The sequence below is a fragment of the Georgfuchsia toluolica genome, from assembly GCF_907163265.1.
Lineage (GTDB): Bacteria > Pseudomonadota > Gammaproteobacteria > Burkholderiales > Rhodocyclaceae > Georgfuchsia > Georgfuchsia toluolica.
Genome location: NZ_CAJQUM010000001.1, coordinates 667,041 through 683,944, shown reverse-complemented (window position 1 = coordinate 683,944; position 16,904 = coordinate 667,041). Strand labels below are relative to the sequence as shown.

18 protein-coding genes are annotated in these 16,904 nt (G+C 58.4%); 7 read left to right on the top strand and 11 right to left on the bottom strand.

Annotated features, from left to right (window positions below):
- From K5E80_RS03225 to K5E80_RS03195, 7 genes are all read left to right on the top strand, one after another.
- Window positions 1-1,299: a dihydrolipoamide acetyltransferase family protein gene (locus K5E80_RS03225; protein ID WP_220634808.1), complete on the top strand. Its 1,299-nt coding sequence runs from the start codon at window positions 1-3 to the stop codon at window positions 1,297-1,299.
- Window positions 1,296-2,702, top strand: a complete 1,407-nt coding sequence (gene lpdA, locus K5E80_RS03220) for a dihydrolipoyl dehydrogenase (RefSeq protein WP_220634807.1) — start codon at window positions 1,296-1,298, stop codon at window positions 2,700-2,702. Before K5E80_RS03225 ends, lpdA begins: the two co-directional genes overlap by 4 nt.
- 221 nt (window positions 2,703-2,923) lie before the next feature.
- Window positions 2,924-4,828, top strand: coding sequence for an aldehyde ferredoxin oxidoreductase family protein (locus K5E80_RS03215; protein WP_220634806.1), 1,905 nt, complete (start codon window positions 2,924-2,926; stop codon window positions 4,826-4,828).
- A complete protein-coding gene (thiS, locus tag K5E80_RS03210) occupies window positions 4,829-5,059 on the top strand; it encodes a sulfur carrier protein ThiS (protein ID WP_220634805.1) in 231 nt (76 codons plus the stop codon).
- Between the two features lie 17 nt (window positions 5,060-5,076).
- On the top strand, window positions 5,077-5,796 hold the full coding sequence (locus K5E80_RS03205) for an NIPSNAP family protein (protein WP_220634804.1): 720 nt from the start codon (window positions 5,077-5,079) through the stop codon (window positions 5,794-5,796).
- 53 nt (window positions 5,797-5,849) lie between these two features.
- Window positions 5,850-6,590 (top strand): acetoacetyl-CoA reductase, encoded by a 741-nt coding sequence (phbB, locus tag K5E80_RS03200; RefSeq protein WP_220634803.1) that lies wholly within the window; start codon window positions 5,850-5,852, stop codon window positions 6,588-6,590.
- Between the two features lie 51 nt (window positions 6,591-6,641).
- Window positions 6,642-7,406 (top strand): glutathione S-transferase family protein, encoded by a 765-nt coding sequence (locus K5E80_RS03195; RefSeq protein ID WP_220634802.1) that lies wholly within the window; start codon window positions 6,642-6,644, stop codon window positions 7,404-7,406.
- Window positions 7,407-7,471: 65 nt separating this feature from the next.
- On the opposite strand, the gene K5E80_RS03190 is transcribed toward K5E80_RS03195, so the two are convergent.
- From K5E80_RS03190 to K5E80_RS03140, 11 genes are all read right to left on the bottom strand, one after another.
- Window positions 7,472-8,287, bottom strand: a complete 816-nt coding sequence (locus K5E80_RS03190) for an ABC transporter substrate-binding protein (protein ID WP_220634801.1) — start codon at window positions 8,285-8,287, stop codon at window positions 7,472-7,474.
- On the bottom strand, window positions 8,284-8,970 hold the full coding sequence (locus K5E80_RS03185) for an energy-coupling factor ABC transporter ATP-binding protein (RefSeq protein WP_220634800.1): 687 nt from the start codon (window positions 8,968-8,970) through the stop codon (window positions 8,284-8,286). Before K5E80_RS03185 ends, K5E80_RS03190 begins: the two co-directional genes overlap by 4 nt.
- Window positions 8,967-9,671, bottom strand: coding sequence for an ABC transporter permease (locus tag K5E80_RS03180; protein WP_220634799.1), 705 nt, complete (start codon window positions 9,669-9,671; stop codon window positions 8,967-8,969). Before K5E80_RS03180 ends, K5E80_RS03185 begins: the two co-directional genes overlap by 4 nt.
- 156 nt (window positions 9,672-9,827) lie before the next feature.
- Entirely contained in the window at window positions 9,828-10,037 is a 210-nt protein-coding gene (locus K5E80_RS03175) for a biotin/lipoyl-containing protein (RefSeq protein ID WP_220634798.1), read from the bottom strand.
- 87 nt (window positions 10,038-10,124) lie between these two features.
- Window positions 10,125-12,401: an NADP-dependent malic enzyme gene (locus K5E80_RS03170; protein ID WP_220634797.1), complete on the bottom strand. Its 2,277-nt coding sequence runs from the start codon at window positions 12,399-12,401 to the stop codon at window positions 10,125-10,127.
- A 63-nt stretch (window positions 12,402-12,464) separates the two neighbouring features.
- A complete protein-coding gene (locus tag K5E80_RS03165; protein WP_220634796.1) occupies window positions 12,465-13,217 on the bottom strand; it encodes a sulfite exporter TauE/SafE family protein in 753 nt (250 codons plus the stop codon).
- A gap of 86 nt (window positions 13,218-13,303) precedes the next feature.
- Window positions 13,304-13,594 carry a putative quinol monooxygenase gene (locus K5E80_RS03160; protein WP_220634795.1) on the bottom strand — a complete coding sequence of 97 codons (291 nt, stop codon included), beginning with the start codon at window positions 13,592-13,594 and terminating at the stop codon, window positions 13,304-13,306.
- 93 nt (window positions 13,595-13,687) lie between these two features.
- On the bottom strand, window positions 13,688-14,548 hold the full coding sequence (locus tag K5E80_RS03155) for an enoyl-CoA hydratase/isomerase family protein (RefSeq protein WP_220634794.1): 861 nt from the start codon (window positions 14,546-14,548) through the stop codon (window positions 13,688-13,690).
- Between the two features lie 79 nt (window positions 14,549-14,627).
- Window positions 14,628-15,035, bottom strand: a complete 408-nt coding sequence (locus K5E80_RS03150; protein WP_220634793.1) for a hypothetical protein — start codon at window positions 15,033-15,035, stop codon at window positions 14,628-14,630.
- Between the two features lie 12 nt (window positions 15,036-15,047).
- Window positions 15,048-15,932, bottom strand: a complete 885-nt coding sequence (locus K5E80_RS03145; protein ID WP_220634792.1) for an NAD(P)-dependent oxidoreductase — start codon at window positions 15,930-15,932, stop codon at window positions 15,048-15,050.
- A 75-nt stretch (window positions 15,933-16,007) separates the two neighbouring features.
- Window positions 16,008-16,850 carry a 4Fe-4S dicluster domain-containing protein gene (locus K5E80_RS03140; RefSeq protein ID WP_220634784.1) on the bottom strand — a complete coding sequence of 281 codons (843 nt, stop codon included), beginning with the start codon at window positions 16,848-16,850 and terminating at the stop codon, window positions 16,008-16,010.
- Window positions 16,851-16,904: the final 54 nt, after the last annotated feature.

The window sequence follows — 16,904 nt, the reverse complement described above, 5'->3', positions numbered from 1 at the left end:
ATGAACGTAATCATGCCGCAGTTGGGAGAAACCGTGCTGGAAGGCATGGTTGCCAACTGGTACAAGAAGGTTGGCGACAAGGTGGAAGCCGACGAGTCGCTATTCGATGTGGAAACCGACAAAGTCACCAGCGAAATCCCGACGCCGGTTGCCGGCGTATTGACAGAAATCCTCGTTGCAGCAGGCACGACGGTGAAAGTCGGCACGGTACTGGCAATCATCAGGGAAGAAGGAAGCACCAGCGAAGTTACGGCAGCGCCGGCATCAGAAAATGTCGTCGCGGCAGTTGCCAGGCCCGCTATAGCAGGCAACAGTGCGCAGATCCAAAGCCGGATGCCGGAACGCTCCAATGATGCTCAAGTACGCTTATCCCCGGTGGTGCGACGCCTGCTGGGAGAAAATGGCCTGTCTCCCGAACAAGTCACGGGTACCGGCAACAACGGCCGCATCACCCGCGAAGACGTTCTTGCCTACCTTGCGAGCAAACCATCCAGGCTTGATAAAACTGCCGCGCCGCTGTCTAGACACACCGCCGCAACGACACAACCGGTCTTGTCCGCGCCACAGCCGGTTGCCGTCAGCGTCGGAAAGGATGATCTAGTGCTGCCGCTCAACAAGATTCGCCGTGCGACTGCCAGCCATATGGTGCGATCCAAGACCACCACCCCGCACGCGGTGCAAGCGGTGGAAGTGGACTTCCAGGCCGTGGACAAGGCGCGACAAGCAGTCGGCAAGGAGTGGAAGGAGCGTGAAGGCTACTCGCTCACCTATATGCCTTTCATCGTCCGCGCCGTGTGCGATGCCATTGGTAAATATCCCTACATTAACTCCAGCTTCGGCAACGATGAGTTGATCGTACACAAGCGCGTGCACCTAGGCATCGCCGTCGATGTAAATTTTGAAGGCTTGCTGGCAACGGTAGTGCGCGATGCAGACCACCGCAATCTGCGCGGCCTGGCGGCCGAGATCAACCGTCTCGCCTCGGCAGCACGCAGGAACCAGCTCAAGCCCGACGAACTTGCCGGCGGCACCTACACCATCTCCAACTCAGGCACGTTCGGCACCCTGTTTAGCACCTCCATCATCAACCAGCCCCAAGCCGCCATCCTCTCTGCCGATGGCGTGCGCAAGAAGCCGGTGGTGATCGAAGGTCCCGATGGCGACGTAATCGCCATCCGCCCCATCGGCATCCTGGCGCAATCCTTCGACCATCGGGCCTTTGATGGTGCCTATTCGGCATCCTTCCTGCGTTATCTGAAGGAAATCATCGAGAACCGCGACTGGCTGAACGAAATATGAGCGACTTGAACGCCGATGTAGTTGTCCTCGGTGCCGGACCCGGCGGCTACACTGCCGCTTTCCGTGCCGCCGACCTTGGCAAGAAGGTTGTGCTGATCGACCGCAATGCTACGCTGGGCGGCGTCTGCCTCAATGTCGGCTGCATCCCGTCGAAGGCGCTGTTGCACGTTGCCAAGGTCATCACCGAAGCAGCTGAGACGCCCGGTATCCGCTTTGCCAAACCGGAACTCGACCTGCCCGCCCTGCGTGCCTGGAAAGATTCGGTAGTAGCCAAGCTGACCAAGGGCCTGGCTGCCCTGGCAAAACAACGCAAGGTCTGGGTAGTCACCGGCATCGCGCAGTTCACTTCCCCCAAGTCGATACGCGTAGAAACTGCCACCGGTCCTAAGACCCTCAGCTTCGAAAACGCCATCATTGCCGCCGGCTCATCGGTGACCAAGATTCCCGGCTTCCCTTATGACGATCCACGCTTGATCGATTCCGCCGGAGCTCTGGCGCTTGCCGACATCCCGGGCAGGTTGCTGGTAATCGGTGGCGGCATCATCGGTCTGGAAATGGCCACCGTATATCATGCGCTGGGTTCAAAAGTCACCGTCGTCGAACTGATGGATCAATTGATGCCCGGTGCCGATGCGGATCTGATCAAACCACTCGCCGCACGTCTGAAAAAACAGTATGAACAGATCCTGCTGAAGACCAGGGTGACCAAGCTGGAATCCCTGCCGCAAGGGGTGCGCGCATCATTTGACGGACCTGACGCTCCTGCGCCCGGCATCTACGACCGCGTGCTTGTCGCGGTTGGACGCCAACCCAACGGCCGCGCCATTAACGCGGAAGCGGCTGGGGTTGCCGTGGACCAGCGGGGCTTCATTCACGTTGATACGCAGATGCGCACGAACGTACCGCATATTTTCGCCATCGGCGATATCTGCAGCGAACCCATGCTAGCGCACAAGGCCGCGCACGAAGGCAAGGTTGCCGCCGAAGTCATTGCCGGCCATCGGGTGAGTTTCCAGGCACGCACCATTCCTTCAGTGGCCTATACGGACCCCGAAATCTCCTGGATGGGCGTCACGGAAACAGCGGCGATAAAACTGGGCCTGGAGTTCGAGAAAGCCATTTTTCCCTGGGCCGCCTGCGGCCGTGCGCTGGCCTCCGGGCGCGATGAAGGTTTAACCAAACTGATCATCGATAAAAAGACCCGGCGCGTCATTGGTGCCGGCATCGTTGGCATCGGCGCAGGCGAATTGATTGCCGAAGCGGTTGTGGCGATGGAGATGGATGCCGAAGCCGGAGACCTGGCCCTTGCCATTCATCCGCACCCCACCTTGTCCGAAACCCTCGCGCTGGCCGCCGAAATTGCAGAAGGTTCCATCACCGATCTTTATCTGCCGAAGAAATGAATGCCGGCTTGTCATGCATGCCAATCGGTGCTCAATGTCTCTCCTCCTCCCCACCTCCTCGGGGAGTTTCCCCCCGGGCTTTGTCCCGGAGGTTTTTTATTCAAGGGCCTGTCGAGCCTTATATTCCAGGCAACGCGCGATCCATCAATACGCCATGGCATGGATCACGAAGCCTGTAATCGGCCAACTACCCAGTAGCTGCCAATGTTTAGGGGCAACACATGGCTTACGGCACCAGCGGCAAAATTCTTCGCGTTGATCTGACGCGGAGTTCATTCCGCAGCGAAAACTTCGACGAAGAATTCTATCGTCTCTATCCTGGCGGCAAGGCGCTTGCTGGGTATCTGTTGCTCAAGGAACTCGCACCGGGTACCGATGCTCTGGCCCCGGAAAATATACTGGTGATTGCCAATGGATTGCTTACTGGCGCACCATTTTCGGCCTCGACCCGCTTTACCATGGCCGCACGTTCGCCACTGACGGGCACCTATGGCGAATCGGAAGCCGGCGGCTATTGGGGGCCGGAACTGAAGACCGCAGGCTACGAGGCCATTGTCATCACCGGGCGGGCGGAACACCCAACTTATCTGATGATTCGGGATGACAAGGTCGAATTGCGCGATGCGCGGGCATTGTGGGGATGCGAACCGGAAGAGGTGCAAAACCGGATCCGTGCCGAAATGGCTGACAAACATGTCCGCGTCCTGCAAATCGGCATGGGCGGCGAAAACTGCGTGCGCTATGCCGCGGTAAGCAACGAACTGCGCCATTACAACGGCCGTACCGGCATGGGTGCCGTAATGGGTTCGAAGAATCTGAAGGCAATCGCCGTGCGTGGCACGGGGCACTACCGCGATAATGCGCATGACATCGAACCGATCACCGAAATTGCGCGCTCCCTCAGCAAGCGCGTCAAAGAACATCCGCAAGCCTGGGATCTGCAAGTCAAGGGAACGCCGGATCTGGTGGGGGCCTTCAATGCGGGAGGCTTTCTGCCCACGCGCAATTTCCGCCAGGGCGTTTTTGAAGGCGTCGACAACATCAAGTGGGAAGCCTACGAAAAGCAGATACTCTCGGCACGGAAGACCTGCTACGCCTGCGCCGTTCGCTGCAAGCGCGAGGTGAAAGTGGATGACCGCTATCAGGTCAGCGATGCCTACGGCGGGCCCGAATACGAGACAGTCGAAGGCTTTGGCGGCTATTGCGGGGTCGATGATTTGCAGGCGATCGCCAAGGCAAATGAGCTTTGTGATCGCTACACGCTCGACACCATCTCGACCAGTTCTACCATTGCCTTCGCCATGGAGTGTTTTGAGCACGGCTTGATCGGACTGAAGGATACCGGCGGGCTGGACTTGCGCTTCGGCAATGCCGAAGCCGTGCTCAAGGCAATCGAACTGATCGCCAGGCGCGAAGGCATCGGCAATCTCCTCGCCGAAGGAAGCAAGCGTGCGGCAGAGGTGATCGGTGGCGACGCCCACCTGTTCTCCATTCAGGTCAAGGGCATGGAATTGGCCATGCACGATCCACGCGGCAAGGTGGGTGTGGGTATTGGCTATGCGATTGGCGAATATGGCGGTGATCATCTGTACTCGGTACATGACCCCCTGGTAGCGAATCCGGAATCGATCACTTTCAAGGGGGCCGAGCCCCTGAGTGTCGCTGCCCTGCCCCCGCGTGAGCTTGGCGCCGCCAAGGCGCGGAACTATGCGATCCTGGAAAACTGGTCCAGTTTCGGCAAAGTGGTGGGGCTGTGTTACTTCGGTCCAGCCCCCCGCTCCTTCATGCAGGTTGACGAAGTGCTGACGGCAGTTCGGGCGGCAACCGGCTGGAATGAGCTAACTATCGAAGATCTGCTGCGTATCGGCGAGCGCGCCACCAATCTGGCGCGAGCATTCAACGTCCTCAATGGTTTTTCGCGCAAGGATGACACCTTGCCGGAACGCATGTTCCAGCCGCTGGAAAACGGCCCTATGGCTGGCGCCACAATGCCAAGGGAGGAGTTCCAGCAGACCATGGACGAAGTCTATCGATTGAAGGGATGGAGCCTCGATACTACGGCACCAACGCGTGGCCGCCTGCATGAACTCGGCATCGAGTGGGTCGCCGATTTGTTGGGTGTGTGAGTGGAACTGCATCTCGGCGGCTATTTGGGTTGGTATCTCCCGCAGAAATCCGGGCGGCTGACAATTCATCTGGATAAGCCAATCCCGCTGATTGAACTGGTGACGCAACTCAAGTTGCCTAGCGCCGAGATAGCGATTGCTGCAGTAAACGGTACCCTGGTATCCCTGCATGACGCTGAAGTTTCAGATGGGGACCAGGTGGAACTTCACCCGCCCATTGGCGGTGGATGAATGTCAAGGCTGACTATATGCTGATCGAACAGCGCGTTTACACGCTTAAAGCGGGTTGTATGGAATCGTTCTGGCAGGCGCAACACGCCCGTGGCTATGAATTGATCAAACCAATTCTGGATCGCCTGATCGGTTATTTTTCAACGGTGACCGGCCCGGATTGCCAGATCATGCATCTGTATCGCTATGACAGTTACGACGACTGGCTGAATCGCCTGCAAGGGTTGTATCGAATCACTGCGCTTGAATCCTATTTCAAGACAGCCCGGCCATTGTTGCTTGCCCAGGAAAACCGATTTCTCGTGCCCGCGCCGATTGTCGAACTGACGCCATTCTGGGGCAACGGCAACGACTGGCTGCCTGGTGGCCGACAGTACGCGAACCTGGCTACCGAGCCGGCTTTGCTGGTTGAAGAAACCGTAACCACTCTGCTGCCGGGAACTCTGCCTGCATACTGGCAGTCATATAAAAATTACGGCTTACCGGCTGGAGGGGCCGCAACTGACTATCTGCTGGGCAGCTTCGTCAGTTTGGTCGGCAAACAGCATCAGGTTTTTGATTATCGTTGTTATCCGGATTTCCCTGCGCGACGAAATTATCTTGAAACGCGGGTTGAGGACAGCAACTGGCGCGCATTTTCAGCGGCCGTCGCACCATTAATCGTCTCCTGTGAGAACAAGTTGCTGCAGCCAGCGCAAATCGAGCAACTGTCGCCCTTGTTTTTCAGGTCGAATTAACCGTAGACAGTACGTTTAACCGTAATGGCTGATAACAATGTTGGGAGTGAATCATGCAGCGCGTAGCATTGGTAACAGGTGGTATGGGAGGGCTGGGAGAAGCGGTCTGTATCAAGCTGGCGGCGCTTGGCTACAAGGTGGTGACGACCTACAGTCCAAGCAATACCAAAGCCAGGGACTGGCTGAAGTCGATGAACAGCCGGGGCTACAACTTCAATGCCTACCCCTGCGATGTCGTCGATTTCGATTCCTGCCGCGAGTGCGTGGCCAGGGTGGGAAATGATCTTGGCCCGGTGGATGTGCTGGTCAATAATGCCGGCATCACGCGCGACATGACATTCAAGAAAATGACACCAAAGGACTGGGATATCGTCATTCGCACCAATCTTTATTCCGTCTTCAACATGACCAAGCAGGTCCTGGACGGCATGATCGAGCGCGGCTGGGGCCGGGTGATTAATATTTCCTCGGTGAACGCCCAGAAGGGGGCTTTCGGCCAGACCAATTATTCGTCGGCAAAAGCAGGCATGCACGGTTTCACCAAGGCACTGGCGCTCGAAGTCGCCAAGCGTGGCGTCACCGTCAACACGATTTCGCCGGGCTATATCGGCACCCGTATGGTCACGGCAATCCCGCGCGAGGTGCTCGACAACAAAATACTGCCGCAAATCCCGATGTCGCGCCTGGGCAAGCCGGAAGAGGTCGCCGGCCTGGTCGCCTATCTTGCCTCCGAAGAAGCTGCCTTTGTCCATGGCGCGAACATTTCGATCAATGGCGGCCAGCACATGTTTTGATCCTGTCCCGGCTATGCTTACGTAAACACCGAAACCGCGGAGAACACTCACATGAACGAATTTGTGCTTTACAACGCACCACAATCCACTTGCAGTCAGCGGGTACGCTTCGTTCTCAACGCGAAGGGCTTGGCCTTCGAGGAACACAAGCTGGATCTCCTCTCGGGCGATCAACTGAAGCCTGAATATTTGAAGATCAACCCGAACGGCGTGGTACCGGCACTGCTCCATAACGGGCGCCCGGTACTCGATTCGGCGGTCATCATCGAGTACCTGGATGAAGTCAGGGGCGACGTCTCCCCGTTCACGCCGCGCGATCCCGTGGATCGGGCGCGCATGCGCTGGATGATGCGTTACATAGACGAAATACCGACTCCCTCGCTACGCGTACCCTCATACAACCTCGCATTCCTGCCGAGTTTCCAGAAAATGAGCAAGGAAGAGTTCATTGCTCTCGCCAATGCAAAACCATTGCGCAAGGAATTCCTGCTGAGCATGGGGCAAACGGGCTTCCCGCAGAAGGAAATGGACCAGGCTCTGGATCGTCTCCATCGATCGGTAGTGCGCATGAATGACTGGATTGGCGAAAGCGGCGGTCCGTGGTTGATGGGTAAAAATATGACCCTGGCCGATGTTGCCATCATGCCGGTGATCGTTCGCATGGATGACATCAATCTGGGCACCGCCTGGGCCGATAAGCCTGCCATCGCACATTGGCTGCATCTGATCCAGACCCACCCCGCGTTCAAGACAACGTATTACCCGGGATCCCTTCTGACCGAGAAGTATCCCCACCTCGCAGCGCTTAAAAAATAAAGGTCGGTAGATAAATCAATTAGCGCACTGGAACATTTGCCCAGAGTTGTACTTTCATACCATCGCTACTTGCCGGCGTTGGGATAGAACAGCTGTTCACCGCCAATCCTGTAGGCAGCGATCGCCTGCTGGCCGGTCGGCGAGATAACCCAGTCGACGAACTTCTGGCCGGCTTGCTTCTTCACATGCGGATGCCTGGCCGGATTGACCAGCATGACGCCGTATTGATTAAAGAGGCGCTTGTCACCCTGCACGAGGATGGTGAGCTGCTGGCGGTTCTTGAACGAGAGCCAGGTACCGCGGTCGGACAGGATATAGGCATTCATCGACGCAGCAATGTTCAGCGCCGGGCCCATGCCAGAGCCCGTGTCGCGATACCAGGCGCCCTTCGCCTTGTCGAGATCGATGCCGGAAAGTTTCCACAGACGCAGTTCGGTGGCATGCGTGCCGCTGCGGTCGCCGCGCGAAACAAAGGGCGACTGGGTGGATTCTATTTTGGTCAACGCTGCGACGATGTCCTGGCTACCGGTAATTTTCGCCGGATCCTTCTGTGGCCCGACCAGCACGAAGTCGTTGTACATCACCTCGAAGCGCTCGACGCCCCAACCTTCGGTGAGGAATTTCTCTTCTGCAGCGGGATCATGCACGAAAACGACATCAGCATCACCACGACGCGCAAGATCAAGTGCCTGACCAGTGCCGAGCGCGACGACATGCACCTTGATGCCGCTCTGCTTCTCGAAGATCGGTAGCAGATAGCCGAACAGGCCGGACTGCTCGGTCGAGGTCGTCGAGGCAACGGTGATGAATTCGTCATCAGCGACTGCAGACAATGTCAGCATGCAGGCTACCATCAGCAGCAGTCGGCGAAAAAATTTCATGGCATTTCCCCCCGGATGAAAGCCCCTGCGCTGGCGCTTCGCGGTCCATTGAAAAAATCGGTGGCGGACGCCTGTTCAAGCACGCGTCCGTCGTCAAGATAAAGAATTTCATCAGCCAGTCGTCGCGTCTGGCCGAGGTTGTGGGTCGTCATCAGGAGGCGCGTGCCAGCGGACGCGAACTCGCCGATGATGCGCTCGACTTCGCGGCTGCTGGCCGGGTCGAGGCTGGCGGTCGGTTCATCGAGTAACAGCACTTCGGGATTCAACGCCCAGACCCGCGCCAAGGCGACACGCTGCTGCTCCCCGCCTGAAAGCACACGCGCGGGACGTGTGCCAAGGTGAGCAAGACCAACGCGCTCGAGCGCGTCATTGGCGCGCCGTTCGCGCTCACCGCTCTTGATGCCGGCAAGCTTGAGGCCATAGAGTACATTCTTGAAAACGGTGGTGCGCAGCATCACCGGGCGCTGGAAGACCATTGCTTGACGCAGCGGCTGCGGCCACTGCACCGTTCCACCACTAGGTTTCAAGAGGCCGTGGATGAGCCGCAGCAGGGTACTCTTGCCAGCACCATTGGGGCCGATGATCAGCGTGCGCGGGGCGGCGAAGTTGAGCGTGATTCCGCGCACGATATGATGGTTGCGCTCGATAAGTTCGAGAGCTTCGAGTCGGAGGAACGCGCTCATCCCCATCTCCGTTCGGCCCACCCGCGCAGCAGGTAGGCGACGGTGTTGACGGCAAGCACCATCACAATCAGCACCATACCCAGCGCCAGTGCCAGAGGCAGATCGCCCTTGCTGGTTTCGAGCGCGATCGTGGTGGTCATCACGCGCGTAACGCCGTCGATATTTCCGCCAACGATCATCACGGCACCGACCTCGGCTATGGCGCGGCCGAAACCGGCGAGCGCCGCAGTGGTCAGCGAGAAGCGGCCATCCCAGAGCAGGGTCGCCGCCGCATAAGGCCGACTTGCGCCCAGCGAACGCAACTGCTCGCGATATTCGAGCCAGGCATCGGCGATGGCTTGGCGCGTCAACGCCGCAACAATTGGCATCACCAATATGGCCTGGGCAATCACCATTGCCTCAGGTGTGAACAGCCAGCCCATGGCGCCCAGCGGCCCGCTGCGCGAAAGCAGCAGATAGACCAGCAATCCGACTACCACTGGCGGCAGTCCCATGAGGCCGTTGAACAGCACGATCAGCGAACGTCGGCCGGTGAATCGTCCAACCGCGAGCAAAGCACCCAATGGCATGCCGACGATGCATGCAATCGTGGTGGCAAGGAGGCTGACCATGAGGCTTAAGCTCACAATGCCGTAGAGCTTCGCGTTGGCGCCGAAAATCAGCGTCGCGGCATATTGCAGATTTGCGGGTAGATATTCCATGAGGGAGGAGAGAGCAGCAGGCAGGAGTCGCTTGTTCAGTTATTGCAATGTTGTTCGTTGACACATGGAGAAAGCCCGGACAGCTTTCGCCTTGCAATCATCTTCGGCGACATATAGTCGATCCCGCAAAATCTCGCGGAGCTTGATTATATTTCATCAACACCGGCTGCTGCATTCATCTGTATCTAACGTACACAGCAATTGCCCCGCCTCCAGCCTGTCGCCAACCTGAACAAAAACTTCAACCACCATGCCAATATTTGGCGAAGGAATGTCCAGCACCACCTTGCCCGTCTCAAGCGTGATCACATTACTGTCAAAGTTCAGCGGCACACCGGCGCGCACATGCACTTCGGTCACCAGCACGTCGCCCTGAGCGCAATTGCCGCACGTCTCCCAGCATTCTGGAAACCTGGGCATGCGTACTTCAACTCTGGCCACGATTAATAAGACTTAATCGGCCTTCTTTGCGACTTCGACCGACAACAGCGCGGCGAGGTTAACGATGCGGCGTACGGTCGCCGTCGGGGTGAGGATATGCACCGGCCGCGCCGAACCGAGCAGCAGCGGGCCCACGGTAAGACCAGCACCCGCCACAGTCTTGAGCAGGCTGTAGGAGATATTGGCGGCATCGAGCGTCGGCATGATCAGCAGATTGGCATCTCCCCGCAGACGCGAACCCGGAAATATCTGCTCGCGGATCGCCCCCGAGAGGGCGGCATCGCCATGCATTTCCCCATCGACTTCCAGTTGCGGCGCGGCTTTCTGGATCATGGCCAGCGCTTCGCGCATCTTGCGCGCTGCCGGTGTTTCTTCATTGCCGAAGTTCGAATACGACAGCAGCGCCACCTTTGGCACGATGCCGAAACGGCGTACTTCCTCGGCGGCGAGCAAGGTCATCTCGGCGAGCTGTGCTGCGGTCGGATCATAGTTGACGTTGGTGTCGCCGATGAAGATCGGTCCCGTCGACAGTACCAGCATGTTGATGGTGTAGTAGCTGCCGATGCCCGGACGCTTGCCGAGGACATCCTCGACGTAGCGCAGGTGCTGCGCGTGGCGGCCATAGGTGCCGCACAGCATGGCGTCGACAAAGCCATGCTTGACCAGCATGGCTCCGATCAGCGTGGTGCGGCGGCGCATCTCGCGCTTGGCGTATTCGACGCTGACGCCGCGCCGGCACATGATGTTGTAGTAGTCCTGCCAGAGTTCCTTGTAGCGCGGATCGGAGTCGGGATTGACCAGTTCGAAGTGTTCGCCGGCGCGAATGCGCAAGCCGCATTTCTCGATGTGCATGTTGACGACGTCGGGGCGGCCGATCAGCACCGGCCTGGCCAGGCCGTCATCGACTACCGTCTGCGCCGCGCGCAGGACCCGTTCGTCTTCGCCTTCGCAGAAGGCGATGCGCGCCGGCGTTTTCTTGGCCGCGAGGAAGACGGGGCGCATCTGCAGGCCGGAGTGGTAGACGAACTCGTTGAGCTGCTGGCGATAAGACTCCATGTCGGCCAGCGGTCGCGTCGCGACGCCGGAGTCCATCGCCGCCTGCGCCACGGCCGGCGCCACCTTGACGATCAGGCGCGGATCGAAGGGCTTCGGGATCAGGTATTCGGGTCCGAACTTGAGTTCTTCGTCGGCGTAGGCGGCGCTGACCAGGTCCGATTGTTCGGCAAAGGCGAGTTCGGCGATGGCTTTCACCGCGGCGGCCTTCATCTCGTCGGTAATGCTGGTGGCGCCGACATCGAGCGCGCCGCGGAAGATGTAGGGGAAACAGAGGACGTTGTTGATCTGGTTGGGGTAGTCGGAGCGTCCCGTGCCGATGATCGCGTCCGGGCGCACCGCCTTGGCGACTTCAGGCAAAATTTCCGGTACCGGGTTGGCCATGGCGAAGATCAGCGGGTTTGCCGCCATCTCCTTGACCATCTCCGGCTTGAGCACGCCCGCGGTCGACACGCCGAGGAAGACATCCGCGCCGGGCATCACATCCGCCAGCTGGCGCGCCTCGGTTTTTTGCGCATAGCGCGCCTTGGTGGGGGCGAAGTTTTCATCGCGGCCGACATAGACGACGCCCTTGCTGTCGATGATGTGGACGTTCTTGGGATTCAGGCCGAGCGTGCACATCAGGTCGAGACAGGCGATCGCCGCGGCGCCGGCACCAGAGCAGACCAGCTTGATCTGGCCGATGTCCTTGCCCACCAGGCGCAGGCCGTTCAGTATCGCCGCGCTGGCGATGATCGCGGTGCCGTGCTGGTCGTCGTGAAAAACCGGGATGGAGAGACGTTCTTTCAGCTTCTGTTCGATGTAGAAACACTCGGGCGCCTTGATGTCTTCAAGGTTGATGCCACCAAAGGTGGGTTCGAGCGCGGCGATGATCTCGACGATCTTTCCCGGATCGTTCTCGTTGACCTCGATGTCGAATACGTCAACACCGGCGAATTTCTTGAACAGCACGCCCTTGCCTTCCATCACCGGCTTGCCGGCCAGCGCGCCGATGTTGCCAAGACCCAGCACGGCGGTGCCGTTGGTGATCACGGCAACCAGGTTGCCACGCGAGGTGTATTTATAGGCGTTGGCCGGATCCTTGACGATTTCATCACAGGCCGCCGCTACTCCCGGCGAGTAGGCCAGCGCCAGATCGTTTTGGGTGTTCAGCGCCTTGGTGGGGGTGACTTCAATCTTGCCAGGCTTCGGGTATAGGTGATATTCCAGCGCCGATGCGCGTATTGATTCATCCATGATTTATTGAAATCCGTTGATTGGTTGTCGAATTAGGGATGGGTAAAGACTGAACGTTCAGCCCTACCCGCTATTGATTCCCTGATAAATAAGTTGAATTCCGGTCAGGAAAAGACAAGTCTGCGCAATACGGTAGAACCACACTTGATTTACCTTGGACTGTAGCCAGAGTCCCATCCAGACGCCGAGTGGCACCAGGGGCGACAGTACTATGCTGGTGGAAAGGTTGGCCAGGGAAAGCTGGCCAAGTCCGGCATAGGCCAAAACTTTCACCGCGTTGGCGATCAGGAAAAACAGGTTAATGGTGGCAACATATGCCACCTTTTCCATCTGCTGTGGCAGCAGATACATCATGATCGGCGGCCCACCGGTATGAGCAAGAAAACTGGTAAATCCGGAGATGCTTGCCCAGCAAGTTCCCCTGACAGCAGAGCGGCCGCGCTTGACTTGCCTCGATGCCAGACCAAGCCAGCCGTTCAGGACAAACAGTATCGTGATCGAGCCAATCATCATTCTGATGACATAGTCGCTGAGCAGGCCAAAGGTCAGCGTCCCCAGCGCAATACCGATCAACGACCCGGGCACTATGATTCTGAGATTCGCCGTATCCCATTTACCGAGGTAGGGGCGAACACCGAATAAATCCATTAGGCATAACACAGGCAACATGACCGCAGCGGCTTGCAATGGGGAGATGGCGAGCGCCATGAGCGGCACGGCTACGCCGCTAAAAGCGCCGCCGAAGCCACCCTTGGAAACTCCTGTCAGCAGAACCGCCGGTACGGCAAAAAAATAGAAATTTGGATCAGCAATCACACGTATGTACTGGCGGAACGACGACAGCTCCGACTACTGCACTAAAGAAGGCTGCCGGCAGGTAACAACATTTGCAGCAACTTGCCTCACGTACCAGGCAAAACGGTACACACGTGAAGGGTTCTTTCCACAAGTGGCAGTATTTTTGGAATATAGACGGTTGTGATGGCCTCGGCCTTGCGGTGCACGTCCAGCGCCTCCTGAGATTGCCATCTCTCGACGACGATGAAAGTACCCGGAGCCGTTTGAGACTCGAAAATCTCAAACCGGATGCATCCGGGCTCTTTCCGGGACAGGGTAGCCTGAGTCGCCAACAACTCACGAAGTACCGCCGCATTGCCAGTGTCTTTTGCCGTCAGAACAACAATCAGATCCATGACTGCACGCTCCCTATCGAATGAACTGGCCTGGCTAATGTGAATATCATTATTGGCGTGAATATCATTATTGGCGACTCTCAATCCCACTAGTTAGTCGAAATTGTTCTTCTTGCCCAGCTTTACATAGTCCCCGCGCGAAGCAATGTGTTCCCGGCTATGCACCGCCTTGTCCTTGGCCAGATGGCCGAACATCTGGATGCCGAATCCGCCGTCGAGATCGTTGACGATGCGTTGTTTCCACGGACGACGAATGATCTGCGTCGTCAGCCGGCGCGTAGTGCGTGGCTGGGTCATGATGTGGTCGGCGATCTTGTAGGCGCGTTCGATCAGCTTGTCCCGGGGCAGGATCTCATTGACCATGCCGTATTTGAGCGCCGTCTGGGCATCAATGGCCTCGCCTGTGAGCAGCGCATAGGCGCCACGCTTGACGCCGAGGATTTCGAGGAAGGCGCTGTGGATGCCGTCGCCGGGCACCGAACCGATGTCGTAGTGCAGGTCGTAGATGGTCGCCTCTTCCGCCATCAGGGTGATGTCGCACATCAGGCAGATTTCGCTGTGGAAGCCGCTGCCGTTGATGATGCCGATGGTGGGGATCTCCAGATCGTTGACCAGGGAGTTGACGTTGATGCGGCCATCCTTGTAGGCATATTCGTATGCCCAGTAAGGCAGGTCTTCCTGCTCCAGCTTGAAGCCCTCGGGATCGGCATTCATCATGAAATCCTCGCCGGTACCGCCGAAGATCATCACTTCGTTTTCCGGATCGGCGCCGATGGCCTTGAACAGCAGCCCGAGGGAACGGTGATTCTGCACGCTCAACTGGACGGGACCACCCCGTGTGTGCGTCCGCGCCAGGATGACGCCGTCGGGGCGACGCTCCAGCGTATAGTGATCCTTGAAGCGTTCCTTGTAGTCCTCGAACTTGGGCATTGCAACGAAGTCTTGTAATGACATGATTATTGATCCTTTCAGTTTGACTGTGACATTGTGTTGATATTCTCTGCGTCCGAAGCCAGTGGCCAGAATATTCCAACTACATACCCTTCAGCATTCCGGCCGCCGCCATAACGATGCTGCCAAGCAAGGCAAAATCACCTATCGCCATAACCGGTATGCTGGTTAGCAATGCGCCAATAGTCCATACGGTTGGCGCCACCATCAGGGCAATCGCCAGTCCATTGATGGCTGATTCCGGAAACCCCATCCTGGCCATCGCCAAGCCGACACATACCGCCACCACCGAAAACAGAAAGGAGTGGACGTGCACTATCTTGTGGTGCTTGTAGATTTCATAAACCCGATGGTATTCCGCGAGATTGCCGGTAGCGGCAATTTTCTCCAGTTGCGGGACAACGGCTTCATGTCTCTTGGCCAGCAGCAATCCGATGATCGCGGCCACGACCATCCAGGAGAATCCAAACATAATCAGAACATTTGCCATGGCCCGCGTTCCTTATGACAGTCCCGCTTCCTTGCGGGCGATTTCGTAAATGGCGCTCCAGTCGGTCTCTTCCATGCCGGCGGCGAGTCCCGCCTTGAGTTTGCGATCGACCAGCTGGCCCATTTCCAGCGGCGCGCCCACCGCGGCGGCCGTCGCCAGCATCAACACCACATCCTTGCTGCCGCCCTTCATGACGAAGCCGCCGCGGCCGGCAAAGTCGCGAGCGCGCAGTTTCTCGGCGTACATCTTCAGGGCCGGGTGGGCGAACAGCGCCTGCTGGTAGAAGTCGCGCATGGGTTCGAGCGGGACGCCGCACTTCTCCGCCAGGATGTAGGTCTCGCTGATCATTTCGATGACGGAGATCACGTTGAAGTTGATGCACAGCTTCATGCAGTTGGCGATGCGCGGCGTGTCCGAAATGGCCGTGACCGCCTTGGAATAGGTGTGACAAACCGGGGTCGCCACGGCCACCGCTTTGGCATCGCCCGCCAGAAAGGAGGTGAGATGGCCGGCGGCGGCGGCATCGGGGCGCCCCACCACCGGTCCGGACACATAGTAGCTGCCATGCTGGCGGTGCAACTTGGCCAGTTCATCCGCACAGGCGGGCGAGATCGTGGTCACGCAGACATGCACCGCGCCCTGCTTCATCCCGGCCAGAATGCCGTCGGCAGCCTGCAGATTTTCCAGGATGGACTTGTCGTCCATGAGGCTGGTGATGACCACATCGGCACCCGCTACCGCTTCCCTGGCCGTGGCCGCGGCCTTGGCGCCGTTGGCGACCAGGGGCTCCGTTTTCGACGCGGTGCGGTTCCACACCGTGAGATCGAAGCCGCCCTTGAGTACGCACTGGGCGATGCCCGATCCCATGTTTCCCAAACCGATGAACGCTACTTTCATATACACCATCTTCCTTGATTAAGATATTTTCCCGGGCTGCCGCTGACGGCAGCCCGGACTGGCCGGCCTTTACCGCTATTTGCTCAGTTGGATGCTGCCCAGATAGACGCTCTCATTGACCGTGGCATCCACCAGCGCCGAGCCATGCTGGGGATGGATGATCTTCACCTTGTAGGTGCCGCTGTTGGGTTCCAGGCGATCAACCTTGAAATCGCCGAGGAAATCGGTTTTGGCTTCGCCGGCCACCTTGCCGTCCTTGATCAGGACCACTTCGGCGCCCTCGACGCATTCGAGCACCCCCTTGATCGTCGCCGTGACGCTGCCGCCAACGAAACACTTGTTCCAGCGATACATGTTCTGGTAATACACGCGGGGGCGCGTCCCCAGCCCGGCCTTGAGTACTTCCAGCTGGTCCCGCTCGGCGATTCTGCGCATTTCCGCATCCTCGACCTTGAGCGCCTTCATGCATCCGGTGGAACAGGCCTGGCTCGCGCGCGGCTCCTTCCAGCCCTGGTCGAGCAGGTGCGCGTCGAAGATCCATTTCTGCGGCAGGTTCAGTTCTTCGTTCCACCAGATGGCGCCGTAGGGACAGGAGTCGACAACATCCCGCCGGCCCTTGGCCTTGACCGGGTCGATGATGACGATGCCGTCGGCGCGCTTGGTGACGCAGCCGCCTCCGGCATCGACGCAGGGCGCGTTGTCGCAATGGTTGCAGGTCACCGGCAGATAGGCGACGTCCACCATCGGCGTTGCGCCGCGCGTGCGCCGCCCGATCTGGATCCAGTCGCCGCCGTGCGCCGGCATCGGCGCCGCGTAGCCCGGATAGTCGTTGCCGATATGTTCATCCTTGGTGGCGATCGCACAGTTATTGCAGTTCTCGCATTTCTCCACATCTATGATCAGATTCCACTTTTCCATTTCACACCTCTAGTTCAATTGGGTCAGGGTCAGAGGCTCGCCTTCGGCAAGCGC

Excerpts from the sequence above, each read along its gene's own strand:
- K5E80_RS03225 (WP_220634808.1), top strand. The coding sequence starts at position 1 with ATGAACGTAATCATGCCGCAGTTGGGAGAAACCGTGCTGGAAGGCATG.
- lpdA (WP_220634807.1), top strand. The coding sequence starts at position 1,296 with ATGAGCGACTTGAACGCCGATGTAGTTGTCCTCGGTGCCGGACCCGGC.
- K5E80_RS03215 (WP_220634806.1), top strand. The coding sequence starts at position 2,924 with ATGGCTTACGGCACCAGCGGCAAAATTCTTCGCGTTGATCTGACGCGG.
- K5E80_RS03205 (WP_220634804.1), top strand. The coding sequence starts at position 5,077 with ATGCTGATCGAACAGCGCGTTTACACGCTTAAAGCGGGTTGTATGGAA.
- phbB (WP_220634803.1), top strand. The coding sequence starts at position 5,850 with ATGCAGCGCGTAGCATTGGTAACAGGTGGTATGGGAGGGCTGGGAGAA.
- K5E80_RS03195 (WP_220634802.1), top strand. The coding sequence starts at position 6,642 with ATGAACGAATTTGTGCTTTACAACGCACCACAATCCACTTGCAGTCAG.
- K5E80_RS03190 (WP_220634801.1), bottom strand. The coding sequence starts at position 8,287 with ATGAAATTTTTTCGCCGACTGCTGCTGATGGTAGCCTGCATGCTGACA.
- K5E80_RS03185 (WP_220634800.1), bottom strand. The coding sequence starts at position 8,970 with ATGAGCGCGTTCCTCCGACTCGAAGCTCTCGAACTTATCGAGCGCAAC.
- K5E80_RS03180 (WP_220634799.1), bottom strand. The coding sequence starts at position 9,671 with ATGGAATATCTACCCGCAAATCTGCAATATGCCGCGACGCTGATTTTC.
- K5E80_RS03170 (WP_220634797.1), bottom strand. The coding sequence starts at position 12,401 with ATGGATGAATCAATACGCGCATCGGCGCTGGAATATCACCTATACCCG.
- K5E80_RS03160 (WP_220634795.1), bottom strand. The coding sequence starts at position 13,594 with ATGGATCTGATTGTTGTTCTGACGGCAAAAGACACTGGCAATGCGGCG.
- K5E80_RS03155 (WP_220634794.1), bottom strand. The coding sequence starts at position 14,548 with ATGTCATTACAAGACTTCGTTGCAATGCCCAAGTTCGAGGACTACAAG.
- K5E80_RS03150 (WP_220634793.1), bottom strand. The coding sequence starts at position 15,035 with ATGGCAAATGTTCTGATTATGTTTGGATTCTCCTGGATGGTCGTGGCC.
- K5E80_RS03145 (WP_220634792.1), bottom strand. The coding sequence starts at position 15,932 with ATGAAAGTAGCGTTCATCGGTTTGGGAAACATGGGATCGGGCATCGCC.
- K5E80_RS03140 (WP_220634784.1), bottom strand. The coding sequence starts at position 16,850 with ATGGAAAAGTGGAATCTGATCATAGATGTGGAGAAATGCGAGAACTGC.